At 43.6% G+C, this 14179-nt stretch carries 14 protein-coding genes and 1 pseudogene; 14 read left to right on the forward strand and 1 reads right to left on the reverse strand.

Annotated features, from left to right (window positions below):
* From E0485_RS19565 to E0485_RS19600, 8 genes and pseudogenes are all read left to right on the forward strand, one after another.
* Positions 1 to 419, forward strand: a pseudogene (locus tag E0485_RS19565) (polysaccharide biosynthesis C-terminal domain-containing protein); the annotation flags it as partial.
* Between the two features lie 18 nt (positions 420 to 437).
* Positions 438 to 1949: a bifunctional methyltransferase/pyrophosphohydrolase YabN gene (gene yabN / locus E0485_RS19570; protein ID WP_132419764.1), complete on the forward strand. Its 1512-nt coding sequence runs from the start codon at positions 438 to 440 to the stop codon at positions 1947 to 1949.
* Positions 1950 to 2032: 83 nt separating this feature from the next.
* Complete coding sequence (locus E0485_RS19575; protein ID WP_132419765.1) at positions 2033 to 2305, forward strand: HU family DNA-binding protein; 273 nt, start codon at positions 2033 to 2035, stop codon at positions 2303 to 2305.
* Complete coding sequence (locus E0485_RS19580) at positions 2305 to 2571, forward strand: RNA-binding S4 domain-containing protein (RefSeq protein WP_132419766.1); 267 nt, start codon at positions 2305 to 2307, stop codon at positions 2569 to 2571. The genes E0485_RS19575 and E0485_RS19580 overlap by 1 nt, the downstream gene beginning before the upstream one ends.
* Positions 2572 to 2775: 204 nt before the next feature.
* Positions 2776 to 3018: a sporulation protein YabP gene (gene yabP / locus E0485_RS19585; RefSeq protein WP_132419791.1), complete on the forward strand. Its 243-nt coding sequence runs from the start codon at positions 2776 to 2778 to the stop codon at positions 3016 to 3018.
* On the forward strand, positions 3015 to 3515 hold the full coding sequence (yabQ, locus tag E0485_RS19590) for a spore cortex biosynthesis protein YabQ (protein WP_132419767.1): 501 nt from the start codon (positions 3015 to 3017) through the stop codon (positions 3513 to 3515). The genes yabP and yabQ overlap by 4 nt, the downstream gene beginning before the upstream one ends.
* Before the next feature lie 145 nt (positions 3516 to 3660).
* Positions 3661 to 3981, forward strand: coding sequence for an FtsB family cell division protein (locus E0485_RS19595; RefSeq protein ID WP_132419768.1), 321 nt, complete (start codon positions 3661 to 3663; stop codon positions 3979 to 3981).
* 106 nt (positions 3982 to 4087) lie between these two features.
* Positions 4088 to 4642 (forward strand): S1 domain-containing RNA-binding protein, encoded by a 555-nt coding sequence (locus tag E0485_RS19600; protein ID WP_132419769.1) that lies wholly within the window; start codon positions 4088 to 4090, stop codon positions 4640 to 4642.
* Positions 4643 to 5459: 817 nt separating this feature from the next.
* Here E0485_RS19600 and map read toward each other — a convergent pair.
* Positions 5460 to 6212, reverse strand: a complete 753-nt coding sequence (gene map / locus E0485_RS19605) for a type I methionyl aminopeptidase (protein ID WP_132419770.1) — start codon at positions 6210 to 6212, stop codon at positions 5460 to 5462.
* Positions 6213 to 6534: 322 nt separating this feature from the next.
* Between map and spoIIE the strand changes: the two genes are divergently transcribed.
* The 6 genes from spoIIE (at position 6535) to hpt (ending at position 14178) form a co-directional block, all read left to right on the forward strand.
* The gene (gene spoIIE, locus E0485_RS19610; RefSeq protein ID WP_407944864.1) at positions 6535 to 9018 is read left to right on the forward strand and encodes a stage II sporulation protein E; all 2484 of its coding nucleotides are present in this window, start codon (positions 6535 to 6537) and stop codon (positions 9016 to 9018) included.
* Positions 9019 to 9111: 93 nt separating this feature from the next.
* Positions 9112 to 10293: a DUF418 domain-containing protein gene (locus E0485_RS19615; protein WP_132419772.1), complete on the forward strand. Its 1182-nt coding sequence runs from the start codon at positions 9112 to 9114 to the stop codon at positions 10291 to 10293.
* A gap of 172 nt (positions 10294 to 10465) precedes the next feature.
* Entirely contained in the window at positions 10466 to 11221 is a 756-nt protein-coding gene (locus tag E0485_RS19620; protein ID WP_132419792.1) for a vWA domain-containing protein, read from the forward strand.
* Positions 11205 to 12119 (forward strand): protein kinase domain-containing protein, encoded by a 915-nt coding sequence (locus E0485_RS19625; protein WP_235857645.1) that lies wholly within the window; start codon positions 11205 to 11207, stop codon positions 12117 to 12119. Before E0485_RS19620 ends, E0485_RS19625 begins: the two co-directional genes overlap by 17 nt.
* A 26-nt stretch (positions 12120 to 12145) precedes the next feature.
* Positions 12146 to 13582 carry a tRNA lysidine(34) synthetase TilS gene (gene tilS / locus E0485_RS19630; RefSeq protein ID WP_132419773.1) on the forward strand — a complete coding sequence of 479 codons (1437 nt, stop codon included), beginning with the start codon at positions 12146 to 12148 and terminating at the stop codon, positions 13580 to 13582.
* Between the two features lie 56 nt (positions 13583 to 13638).
* The gene (hpt, locus tag E0485_RS19635; RefSeq protein ID WP_132419774.1) at positions 13639 to 14178 is read left to right on the forward strand and encodes a hypoxanthine phosphoribosyltransferase; all 540 of its coding nucleotides are present in this window, start codon (positions 13639 to 13641) and stop codon (positions 14176 to 14178) included.
* The last annotated feature ends 1 nt before the right edge of the window (position 14179 follow it).

A 14179-nucleotide genomic window follows, 5' to 3' on the forward strand; every position in this document is an offset into this window, starting at 1 on the left:
CCGTTGCCGTTAAGATCATCGGCAACGTTGTATTTGTCCCCCGTTATGGCATAACGGGGGGAGCTGTCGCCGCCATCCTCGCGTTTGGCGTGGCGGCGGCGCTGAACTTGGTGCGCCTGCACGGGCGCACCGCGCTTATTCCACGCGGCGAGGCAATGCGCCGCGTGGGTGCCCCCATCATCGCCTGCGGGATGATGGGGATGGTCGTACTCGCCCTCCTATACGGGGGCGAGTATATGTTCGCGGCAGCGGATCACCCGCTGTCGCTGCGACTTGAGGCGACGGTACTGACGCTCGTCGCCGTTACAGCGGGCATCGTCAGCTACGCTGCCGGGCTTGTGTGGATGCGAGCCCTCAGTCCTGAGCTCGCGCGTATGATGCCAGGCGCAAGCAAGCTGCTGCGCCGCAACTCTCGTTGATAGAAGGGGGACTTACTTATGACAGCACGAATAACTGTACTTGGGCTTGGAACAGGGGATCCTGACCAGCTTACGTTAGGCTGTTTTCGCAAATTGCAGCAAGCGGATAAGTTGTATTTAAGGACGGATCAGCATCCGATGATCGAGATCCTGAACGAGAATCAGATCGCTTATGAATCATTTGATCAGCTTTATGTGGAGAAGGCGACCTTTGAAGAAGTGTACGAGGAAATTGCACAAGCATTGATTCGTTATGCGCTTGCCGATAACGTAGAGATTGTTTACGCTGTGCCTGGACATCCGATGGTCGCAGAGTTTACCGTGGTCAGACTTCGCGAGCTTTGTTCAGAAGCGAATGTAGAGCTGCAGATCATGGGCGGCGAGAGCTTCCTAGATCAAGCTTTTACTCGATTCGGATTCGACCCGATTGATGGGTTCCAGCTTCTGGACGCAACGGATCTAAAACTAAATCAACTCAATCCCAATATGCATACAATTATTGGGCAAGTCTATGATACTTTTACAGCTTCGGATGTTAAATTGTCATTGATGGAGCGCTATCCTGACGATTATAACGTCGTAGTTGGTCATGCGCTGGGTGTACAAGGCGCTGAGCAGATGATTGAGGTGCCTTTGTATGAACTCGATCAAATCGAGGGATATGGCAATTTATCGCTTGTATGGGTGCCTCGTGGCGAGTCTCCTGAGCTATTGAACCGTACTTTTGAGCGTTTGCATGAGATTGTCAGTATCCTTCGCAGTCCAGAGGGCTGTCCGTGGGATCGCGAGCAGACGCATGCATCGCTTCGTAAAAATTTAATTGAGGAAACTTACGAAGTGCTGGAGACGATTGATGATGACGACCCGGATGCGATGTGTGAAGAGATGGGCGATTTGCTGCTGCAAGTGATGCTGCATTCTCAGATCGAAGAGGAGACGGGTGTATTTACGGTATATGATGTCATAGAGACGCTGAATGAGAAATTGATTCGTCGTCATCCACATGTATTTGGTGAGCGTGAAGCAGGCAATTCGGATGAAGCCTTAGCGAATTGGCAGGCTGTGAAGGATGAGGAGAAGCGGAGCAAAGGCATTGATCTGTCCGAGCAATCGTTACTGGATGGCATACCACGCGAGCTTCCAAGCTTAATGAAGTCCTTGAAGCTGCAGAAGAAAGCAGCGACTGTCGGTTTTGACTGGCCGAATTCTGGAGAAGTGATCGATAAGATCGTCGAGGAGCTAGATGAAGTCCGTGAAGCGATCAAGCTTAAATCAGCTGATAACCAGCATGAAGAGCTTGGAGATCTTCTTTTTGCTGTCGTAAATCTGGCGCGTATGTTGAAGGTTGATCCTGAGAGTGCAATCGCAGCGGCTAACCGCAAATTCACTGAACGGTTTCAATATATCGAGCAAGGATTGAAGAAGCGGGAGAAGGATTTTGCCCAAAGTAATTTGGAAGAAATGGAAAGTCTTTGGCAAGAGGCGAAAAAAGTTCTAAAAAAACAAGCCAAAAAGCAGGAATTCTCGTAAACACAAAGAATATTAAATTCCGTAACCAAAAATAAAGTTGCTTATTCTTATCTATCATAAGATGATTTAGGAGGAAGTTAATTATGAACAAAACAGATCTAATCAACAACATCTCTTCCAAGAGTGGTTTAACAAAGAAAGACGTAGAAACCGTTCTTAATGGCTTTTTAGGTGAAATTACTGACGCACTTTCCACTGGTGACAAAGTGCAACTAATCGGCTTTGGTACTTTTGAAACTCGTAAACGTTCTGGTCGTGTAGGCCGCAACCCTCAAACAGGTAAAGAAATCGAAATTCCAGAGTCCAATGTACCTGCATTCAAAGCAGGCAACAAGCTTAAAGAAGCAGTTAAGTAATGCGTCTGGATAAATTCCTCAAAGTATCTCGATTAATTAAGCGTCGTACGGTTGCCAAGGATGTGTCTGATCAAGGCAGAGTATGGATTAATGGTCGTGATGCCAAAGCGAGTTCTGCTGTTAAGGTAGGCGATGAAATTGCGATTCAATTCGGTCAGAAGAAGGTAACTGTTAAGGTTGAGCTTCTCACTGAATCCACTCGTAAGGAAGACGCTGCCAAGATGTTTACAGTTCTCAAAGAAGAGCCCTACAAGAATGAAGATTAATCGTTGTATGTACAAGCTGTCGATCCAATAAGGATTGGCAGCTTTTTATTTGTGACTCCATGTTCTAAACCTTATGCCATGTCCATATTTTAGCTATAGAAGGTAGTAGCAAGGCATATTCGGCAATAAGTCTCAGGGAGACTTGGCAAATAGGAGGGACGGGCTGTGGTCGATCCGACTAAATCGAAGCGTCAAGAAATTAAGATGCTGAACCGCAAATTGATGGAGATCTCAGGAGTACTTAATGTGGAGAGCTTCGACAGCGAGGAGTTTTTACTGGAAACGGAATGCGGATTTTTAATGATTAGAGGGCAGAATTTACACATCAAGAATTTGAACCTGGAGCAAGGGCTCGTCGCCATAGAAGGACTTGTGAGTGAAACAGCATACATCGATGGTAATGCTCAAAGTAAAACGAAGGGTATCTTTGGGAAACTGTTCAAATGACGCTCCAAATTCAGTTTTGGACCCTATTTATGATGATCTGCGGCGGTATGGCGATGGGAGCGATCTATGATTTGTTCCGATTGCTGTATGAACAGCTTAAGCTTCCACGCTGGACAATCATCCCTATGGATATTACATATTGGATCGTGGCGACGATTCTCATTTTCCAAATGCTTTATTCTAGCAATCAGGGACAGTTACGTATGTTTGTTTTTGTCGGAATGGTAGCGGGTGTTTTACTTTATTATTTTGTATTCGGCAAAATTGTGACTAAGATCTACCTATTTATTTTTAAAATGGTAACAGAGACCTATCGTATTATCCTGAAAATATTTGATATATTCTTGATTAGGCCTGCAATTATTCTGTATAAAGTAGTGATCATCCTATTTGGATTTTTAAAGGCAATCGCTATATTCTTGTACAAAATTATGATACAATTGCTATATCCTGTATGGAAATTAGTGCTGTGGATCAAACAACGTTTTGTTCGTTAATCAGAAAGTATAAGTATTCACCATACTTCCTCTGATTAACCTTAGGAAACGCTCCCGTCCCTAAAGGACAGCATAGCCGTTTCCTCTTGGGGATGAATAGAAATGGCTCAGTTATTTGTTGCTTAAGGAAGAGGAGGCTACCGTTATGGCTTCGCCATCATCGACTAAATCCAATAAAAAAGGAGCTAAACGTTCGCGTAGCAAATCCCGTCTTGTTATGGTTATGATGCTATGTCTAGTTAGTTGGGCAGGCGTTATTTATTGGGATCAACAAGGCAAGCTGGCAGAGAAACGGGCTGAATTTAATGAACTTGAGGAACAACTAAAGTTGGTGCATCAATCCAACGAGAAGGCTAAGAAAGAAGTCGAACGTTTAAACGATAAAGAATATATAGAGCAGAAAATTCGCAAGGAATTAAACTATGTAAAAGAAGGCGAGAGAATTTTCTCGGTGACACAGCCTTAATTCGATAATTTAAGGCGTTTGACGAGTTGACCGCCTTTGTTTTATTGGGTATAATCTGCGTAGCATTCTTTTTTTTGAGAATTTTAAGGGAGGAACATTTTACTTTATGGCAATTGAAGTGGGCAGCAAGTTGGAAGGAAAAGTGACAGGTATCACTCACTTTGGAGCATTCGTCGAGCTTGCCGAGGGAGTTACCGGGCTTGTTCACATTTCGGAAATCGCAGATAACTATGTCAAGGATGTAAATGATCATTTGAAACTGGACGATAAGGTTACAGTTAAAGTGATTAATGTGGACAAGGACGGGAAAATAGGCTTATCTATTAAGCAGACGATTGAAAAGCCTGCAGATGCCCCTCGACCTGAGCGTTTTAACAGATTCGAAGGAAGTCGCCCTAGCGGCAGCGGAGCTGGCGAAAGGCCAAGTCGTCCTAGCGGATTTGGTGGCGCTGGCGGAGGAGATCGTGGTGGTCGCCCTGGTGGAGATCGTGGACCACGTGGAGACCGTGGCCCTCGCGGAGGCGGATTCAAGAATCCGGCGGGTAAGTTGACGTTCGAGGATAAAATGTCTCGTTTCCTTAAAGATAGTGAAGAACGTATTTCATCACTGAAGAAGAGTACCGAATCCAAACGCGGTGGACGCGGCGGAAGACGTGACTAGTATAATCTAAGAACCAAACCACACGTGCATGTATATGCAACGTGTGGTTTTTTGCAGTATTATAGAATTTATAACATTCGTGTCATAAATTCTAAGTAATACCTTAAGAAACGCACCGCCTATAAGGACGATGCGTTTCTTCTTGTTTGTTCCACTAATTAGTGCACGCTGCGAGCAACTTTCAAGCGTACTGCCTTGTGCGTATCAAACCGTACTGCAGTGCGCAAACCAAACCCTACTGCCGTGTGCCCATCAACCGTGCTGCAGCGCATGATTCGGCAACTTAGGGTACTTTTTCGGTAATTAGTTTCCGAAGTTAGGAACTTTTTTACCGATCGCACACTTCGAGCGCCACCCAACCTTGCTGCTGAACGCGATGCGGCAACTTGTGGTACTTTATCGGTAATTAGTTTCCGAAGTTAGGAAATTTTTTACCGTTTGCACGCTTCGAGTGCCACCCAACCTTGCTGCTGAACACGATGCGGCAACTTGTGGTACTTTATCGGTAATTAGTTTCCGAAGTTAGGAAATTTTTTACCGTTCGCAGCTTCGAGCGCCACCAACCTTGCTGCTGAACACGATGCGGCAACTTGTGGTACTTTATCGGTAATTAGTTTCCGAAGTTAGGAAATTATTTACCTTTTGCACGCTTCGAGCGCCACCCAACCTTGCTGCTGAACGCGATGCGGCAACTTGTGGTACTTTATCGGTAATTTGTTTCTGAAGTTAGGAAATTTTTTACCGTTCGCACGTTTCGAGCGCGGCCCGATCGTGCTCCCGTCCGCGATGCGGCAATTTGGATGCTCCTAGACTCCAATCAATGATCCTGATCCGTCAAAATAAGCGGCCCATTTGAAGTGATTGCAATCGTATGCTCATATTGAGCCGACAGTTTGCCGTCGAATGTGCGTGTCGTCCAATTATCATCATCGATTGTCATGAGATAAGTACCGACATTGATCATAGGTTCAATTGTGAATACCATTCCTTCTCTGAGTTTAATCCCCTTGCCTGGCATCCCCACATGCGGATAGCCAGGATCCTCATGCAAGTTTCTTCCGACCCCATGTGCGTATAATTCGCGGACAACTGAAAATCCGTTCTTTTCAGCGTGAGATTGGACAGCATGCTGGACATCTCCGAGGCGATTGCCTGCTATGGATTTCTCAATTCCTTTGTACAAAGCCTCTTTGGTAACACGCATTAATCGCTTCGCTTCATCCGATATGTCGCCTATGGCGTATGTCCATGCGGAGTCTCCAATCCAGCCATCGAGTTCTGCTACGATATCGATCGTAACGATATCCCCATTGAGCAAAGGGGTGTCATTCGGAAACCCGTGCGCAATAACATCATTAACAGATGCGCAGGTTTCAGCAGGAAACCCGCGGTAGCCTTTGATGACTTGCTTTGCGCCAAGCTTGTTGATTATTTTGACTACCTTATCATTTATTTCATGTGTCGTTACGCCGGGCTTCATCATTCCAGCTATTTCTTTATGGCAAGCGGCAACAACTTCACCTGCCTCTTTCAATTTACGTATTTCATCATTTGATTTCAGAATGATCATAGCGCCATCTCCCTCACCATTTATCATATTGTATTCTTTTGTCAATAAAATTGAACATGTGTAAACTTGCTTTAGCCTATCGACATATCCTTACGGCATACTATGGAAAATGCTGCTCATTTGCTGTGGCATTCCTAATCAAATATGAAAGCTTTCAAGCTGAAGTCTGCATTGCAGTAGGTGTTGCTTACATTTGACAAGCTGTTTGAATGTGTCGGAAATTTCTTTTGTACCGCCAACTGATTCTGACAAACTTTCTAGTAGACACCCTCCTATAATAGAGAACACTAATAGGTTTGGGTGGTGGAATGAAGTGATGGGTATGAAACAGCAAGGTGAGAGTCAAGCAAATAATCTTCGAACATGGACGAAATTAAAAATAGGTTTGTTCTCCAAAGTTAAGCATAATCGGCTCGTACAAGCTACTATCACTCAAAAGTGGTCCTTTTTGCTGCTGTGTATGGCATTCCTGCTCGGAAGGGCTACGATACTTGAGGAAATATCTCCATTTGCACTGAGCTTTCTGGCTGTGATGTATTTTCAACGTCGAGATCTGGTACCGTGGACAGGAGTTGCTTTGTTTGCAGGCTCTTTATTATCGCCTACACCACATACGGTTTTTTTGGTTACTCAACTAGTGGTCTTCTATTTGTTTCAAAAGGGTATGGAAAAATATGAGAAATCGGATATATCTTCTGCGCCGATTTTGGTATTTGCTTCATCTTTTCTCGTAAAACTATTCTTACTGCTCATTATGATAGATTTGAGTTGGTATAGTCTCTTAATGACTGCTGTTGAAGCCTTGCTGAGTATGGTGTTGACGATTATTTTTATCCAAGCTGTACCCGTTATTACGCTCTCACGTAAAAACTATCAACTAAAGAATGAAGAGATTGTATGTTTGATCATTCTGCTAGCTTCTGTGATGACTGGAACGGTTGGCTGGACACCAGGCGGGATTAATGTGGAATATGTGATGTCGCGGTATCTTATTCTTATTTTTGCATTCGTTGGTGGTGCGCCTTTGGGTGCATCTGTTGGGGTAATCACAGGCATCATTCTTAGTCTTGCTGATCCTAAAGCACTGTTCCAAATGAGCTTATTAGCGTTCTCAGGCATGCTCGCAGGAATGATGAAAGAAGGAAAGAGAATTTCTGCTGCACTAGGTATGATTATCGGATCAGCGATTTTATCTATTTATATCGGCGACAATGCTCAAATAATGAATTCGCTGCTGGAATCTTTAATCGCAATTACTTTATTTCTGCTTACCCCGAGCGGCATACTTAAAATGCTTGCGAAATTCGTGCCAGGTACACAAGAACATTTGAAGGGACAGCAGGATTATGCCAAGCGTATAAGAGATGCAACTGCTGGCAGGGTTGAACAATTTTCACAAGTATTCAAGCAGCTGGCTAAATCATTCAAGCAGTTAACTTCAGATAACTTATCGGTTCAGAAGGAAAATGATGTTGGTCATTTCATGAATGAGGTGTCGGAGCGCTCCTGCTCGAATTGCCCTAGACGTGGCAAGTGCTGGGATGAATCTTTCTATCAAACATATAAATATATGACCAATATGATGACAGAGATTGAGCTTAATGAGAGATTTGGTGACAAGAATATACCACTGGCATGGCGTAGGGTGTGTGTCAAACCAGAGGTTGTGCTGGGCATTATGAAAGAACAATATGCTCTCTATCAGAACAATATGCACTGGAGGAGACAAATAGCCGATTCTAGGCAGCTCGTAGCTGAACAGCTAACAGGTGTGTCGCAAGTAATGGAGGACTTGGCTAAAGAAATTAAACGCGAAGGTCAGCAGTTATTTTTGCAGGAGGAGCAAATTCGCTCTGCACTTGAGGAGCTAGGATTATCCATTCATAGCATTGATGTCATTTGCCTGGAAGAGGGAAAAGTCGAAATTGAAATGATTCATCAGTACTCAAATGGCTATGACGAATGCAGGAAAATTATTGCACCATTGCTGAGTGAAATTCTTGGGGAGAACATCGCAGTTATGAATGAGGAGCGTTTAACCTATTGGGAGGGGTATTCATCGGTTATGTTCGGTTCAGCTAGCGAGTATTGTGTTGAAACAGGTGTCGCTTCGGTTACACCTTCGGATGTTGTTTGGTCAGGTGATTCCTATAGTGCTGCACCACTTGGAAATGGGAAGTTTGCCGTAGCGCTAAGTGATGGTATGGGGAATGGAGAGCGTGCCCGTGCGGAGAGTCAGGCTGCGCTTGGGATTCTCCAGCAACTGCTGCAATCGGGCATGGATGAACGACTTGCTGTCAAATCTGTTAATTCTGTTCTTCTACTTCGCTCACCAGATGAGATGTATGCGACGGTAGATATGGCATTGATTGATCTGTTTAATGCCCAAACAACTTTCTTGAAGATCGGCTCTACACCAAGCTTTATTAAACGAGGGTCAGAAGTCATTGCTATCAAAGCAAGCAACTTGCCCGTCGGAATAATCAAGGATATTGAAATTGATCTTGTGACGAAGTCGCTTAAAGATGGCGATCTGTTAATTATGATGACGGATGGTATTTATGACGCCCCTGGGCATGCGATTAATAAAGAAATGTGGATGAAGCGTGTTATTAGCGAAATAGATGAAACAATGACACAGGATTTTGCGGATAACTTGCTTAATCGGGTTCTTATGTTTAGTCCGAGTGGAGTTCAAGATGATATGACGATCGTCGTTGCAAGAATCGATAAGCGATTGCCAGAATGGGCTACGTTCCGCTGGCCTGGATTTACGCGCATTGAAAGAACGAAGACGGTTAGCTAGCCTATGACTAGGCATGAATAGTTTACAAGGCAGGTATAATATGGTTTTCTATATTAAGAAGTTACGCTAAACTATTCATAGGACGGTAGAGGAATGAATCACTCTGTTAGGGAGAAAAACAGAATTGTTTCCCTTGATATCATTAGAGGGATTGCTATATTTGCTATTTTCTTTGTTAATATTCCTTCCATGCTTGGTATTGAAAATCGTTATCTGTTTAGAGCCTATGATGGAATTGATTCGATCGTTCGGCTTATCTATGATTTACTCATTCAAACGAAGTTCTATTCGATATTTGCTTTCTTGTTCGGTATAGGCTTCTATCTCTTCATGAGCCGAGCTGAAGCCAAAGGGAAATCAATGAATGCCTTATTTACTCGCAGATTATTATTGTTATTTGCGATGGGCATTCTCCATATGATCCTATTGTGGAATGGAGATATTCTAGCCCTGTATGCCGTTCAGGGATTTTGGCTGTTTTTTTTCTATCGCGCTAAGCCCAAAACAGTGTTGATCGTATCACTCACGTTATTGCTGTTATATATCGTGGTATCGTACAATTTTATGCAGCGCACTTTGAGTAGTTATGACACGTTCATACCCAGCATGTTGTTCAATAACACATATACTCATTACACTGCCGACCTTTTGCAGCGTGCTGTTGGTTTGGTTAATTATGAGATGCTCAGCTGGATCAGCTACACGCCAGAAATTCTAGGATTATTTGCACTTGGTGTGTATTGTGCCAAGATTAAACTGTTTAATCGCACCAAGGAGCTCGCAACGCCTATTCGAATCGTACAATGGACTGCGCTCGTTCTATCTGTTCTTTGCTGGGTGCCAATTATATCCTATTACATGACAAATGCGGCATATGCTTCGAATAAAGCTTATTTGTATATTTATTTAGGTGGCAAATCGTTGGCTGCGTTCTACGTTACGACGATCATTCTGCTTCTTAACAAGCAGAAATTGGAGATGATTCTGCGACCATTCCGTTATGTTGGTCGTATGGCATTGACGAACTATCTGCTGCAAACGATCTTTACTGTGCTGCTTGTTCCGTTATTCATCCCTAATACTGCTGCGCTTCCGTTATGGAGCAGTATGCTAATATGCGTGCTGTTCTTCAGCATACAAGTAGGAATAAGCAAATGGTGGCTATCCCGATTTGAGTTTGGTCCGATGGAGTGGCTCTGGCGAATAGCGACTTATTGGGAGGTTCAACCGATTAGACGGAAACAGTTATTACCTGAAGAGACGCTGCATTTATGAGGTGCATATTTGAAATTACAAGGGCTCGCATTGTAAAATAATTGAATACCCCGAAGGTTGGGCTCTGCCCAACTTTTTTTGATGGTATTATAGAATCTCCATCTTGTTTACCTCCTCTCATTTTTGGCAAAACTAGTAGAAAGTGAATGAGGGTGGAGGATGATAGAGCATGATGAGACAAATTATACTGATAACAGATGGATGTTCGAATGTAGGGACGAGTCCCGTTATAGCAGCTGCATTTGCTAGAGAAGAAGGAATTACGGTGAATGTAATCGGGGTAGTGGATTATGGCGAGCTTGGTGAACTCGGTTCACAAGAAATAAAGGAAATTGCGCAAGCAGGCGGAGGAATGAGCCGGATTGTTTCTTCGAAGCAACTATCCCAGACTGTCCAAATGATGACGCGCAAAACGGTGATGGGTACAATTGAGCAAGCCGTTGGCAAAGAACTGAGGCAAATACTAGGGGATACGAATATATCACAGTTGCCGCCAGATAAGCGGGCTGAGGTTGTACATGTAATCGACGAGATGACAGAGAGCGCTGATCTACGAGTTGCTGTACTGGTAGATGCGAGTGCTTCTATGAAGCCTAAGCTTACTGCAGTAAGGGAAGCCCTGCAAGATCTAGTTATATCTCTTCGCTCTAGAATGGGTAAGAGCGAGATGGCTGTGTTTCATTTTCCTAGCTCAGTAGGAACAGACTCCGAGATTGCCATGGATTCGGCATGGACGAGTGATCTTGCAAAAGTAGACAAGATGTTCTATAAAATAAACATGAAGGGTACAACCCCAACGGGACCCGCGTTATTAAAGCTCGTTCATTATATTGCGAGCACTTCCGATCATATGGATCGATCAGAAAGGCATGAACAGCCGTTTGCGGATGAAGGCAAGGGTGGGATATTAGGTGATTACGTCGTCTGAGGAGCTCGGACTTGCGGTAGGCTCGACAATCCGAGGCAAGTGGAGAAATCGTGCTTATACAATCGTTAGAACATTAGGCGCTGGATCGAATGGCACAGTGTTCTTAGTGAACCGAGGAGGCACACAATACGCGCTAAAGGTTGGATACGATTCAGTTGATCTGATGTCTGAAGTGAATGCGCTTAGAACCTTATCCAAATCTACTAGTTCTTTTCACGGGATGCTCATTGATGTAGATGATGTAATCGTGAGTGGCAAGGAATATCCATTCTTTGTAATGAAGTTTCATGAGGGGACGACAATTGCAAGCTTTCTTCAAAAACATGGCAGTGATTGGCTATACCTCATTGGGATGAACCTCCTTCGCAAATTACAAGAGCTTCACGATCAAGGCTACGTATTCGGTGATCTGAAAATGGAGAACATCATTGTTTCCTCATATGGTCACGTGGAATTGATTGATTTTGGCGGCATGACAGCCAAGGGGAGATCGGTTAAGCAGTTCACTGAGCTATATGATCGTGGCTTCTGGGGAGCGGGAAGTCGTGTAGCAGAGGATAGCTATGATCTATTTGCATTTGCAATTCTCATCATGAGAACTGTCGATACACAAGATAGTTTATCCAAATTAGCAAAAGGTCTGCCTCAAAATCGGAATCTGCAAGATCTTAAGGATTTTGTAGATCGCAGTGAGAAGCTAAATTCAGCAAAAATGTTCTTGCACCAAGCGATAAGCGGCCAATTGAATTCAACCCGAGCAGCATGTGAAGCTTGGCGTAAGCTTTTGCCCAAAACAACTTCTTCTGCCACTAAATCTGGCAGCGGCAGCTGGTTGCCTTGGTGCTTTGCTTTATCTATCGTACTGCTCGGAGTTACCGTGTACCTATATTGGCCCTAAACCGATCAAGAAAGGAAGGTGCTGTGGTGGGTCTTGCATATGCTGTAGAGAAAGCAATCTTTCAGGAACACTTAATCGAACAAGGTGATACAGTCGTCGTCGCTGTTTCGGGAGGATCTGATTCGGTGGCGCTTTTGCATATCTTGAATCAGATGAAGAAACAGCATGGCTGGCAATTAGTCGTTGCGCATGTGAATCATAATTTTCGCAAAGAGGAATCCGCGCAGGAAGCGGTTTATGTACAGGAGCTTGCCGCATCTCTTGAGCTCCCTTGTGAAGTAGGCGTCATTGATGTGCCAGCATACATTGAACAGACCTCATTAAACTCGCAGGTTGCGGCAAGAGAGAAGCGGTATGAATTCCTGCATCAGGTTGCAAATAAATATGAAGCCAATCGAATAGCCTTAGCGCATCATGCGGATGATCAGGCTGAGACGGTACTTATGCGATTACTTCGAGGAACAGGTCCTTCGGGTTTGGCAGGCATACTGCCAAGCAGACTTGAAAAAAATGTGCAACTCATTAGGCCCTTGCTACGTATAAACAAAGAAGCTCTTATTGCTTATTGTGAAGAGATGCACATAACTTATTATGAAGACTCTTCCAATAAGCTTCGAAAATATTTTCGCAATGAAATAAGACTTGATGTTATGCCTTATTTGCAACAATTTAATGAACATTTTCCCGATGCGCTTGTAAGGCTTGCTGACATGATGCGTGCAGAGGATGAGCATATGGAGCATGAGACAATCCATGCAGCTAAGGAACTTGTGACATTAAAGGATGGCGAATACTCAATTGCACGGAGCTTGTTTATTCAGCGCTCAATTGCTTTACAACGGCGTGTGATTAAATTAATATTAAACTATCTTGTTTCCTCGGATAAATTACTTGACTTTATACGCATTGATCACATTCGCAAAATGATTGTACGGGATAGTCCGACCACACAGAGGATAAGTTTGGATCGTGATGTTCATGTTATTCGAGAGTATGATCAAGTAATCTTTGTTAAGAAAATATTGGAAACGGAATCGTTTTATTATTTAATCGATCAGCCCAAGATGCAGGCAGACATCAGTGTTATAAGTAGTGTTGTGGCATTGCAGGTGCTTGACGTGCATGAAGATCAATTCAAGGAAGGGATGCCTATTGATTCGTCAGGGCGAACTGATTGCCAAGAAGCTTGGTTCGATTTGAACGAAGTTCATTTCCCTTTAATCGTTCGGAGTAGAATGAATGGGGATCGCATAGAGCCGTATGGTTTAAATGGTTCTAAAAAAGTAAAAAATATGCTCATTGATGCAAAAGTACCGCCAAGACAGAGAGAGCGCATTCCACTAATTGTTGATCAAGGAGATCGAGTGTTGTGGATACCAGGCCTTAGACGGTCAAGACATGCACTTGTTGATGCCAACAAGACCAAACGTATCCTGCATATAAAACTTGAATCTGAGGAGTAGGCAACTTAGAATGGAAACAGGCGTGTACTCATATTATGATGTAGGAGGATTCATCCTTGCTTAACGACATTCAAGAAGTACTGTACAGTGAAGAAGAACTACAAGCAAAAGTAGCAGAATTAGGTGCACAATTATCGGTCGAATACGCGGACAAAAATCCGCTTGTTATTTGTGTATTAAAAGGCGCATTCATTTTTATGTCTGATTTGGTTCAAAATATTACGGTTCCGCTTGAACTCGACTTTATGGCTGTATCAAGTTACGGCAGTTCAACAAAGTCTTCAGGTGTTGTGAAAATTCTCAAGGACCTTGATGTACCTGTTGAAGGACGACATGTCATCATTGTAGAAGATATTATCGATAGCGGTCTTACACTAAGCTATTTAATCGATGTTCTAGAGCGTAGAAATGCGCTATCCATCGCAGTAGTAGCTTTGTTTGATAAACCTAAACGCAGAACAGTGGATCTAGAGCCAGATTACAAAGGCTTTACGATACCAGATGAATTCGTTGTAGGATATGGTCTTGACTATGCTGAGAAATACCGCAATCTACCTTTTGTCGGCATTTTAAAGCCAGAGATTTATTCCCACTGAG

This window comes from Paenibacillus albiflavus, from assembly GCF_004344915.1.
Taxonomy (GTDB): Bacteria; Bacillota; Bacilli; order Paenibacillales; family NBRC-103111; genus Paenibacillus_AM; species Paenibacillus_AM albiflavus.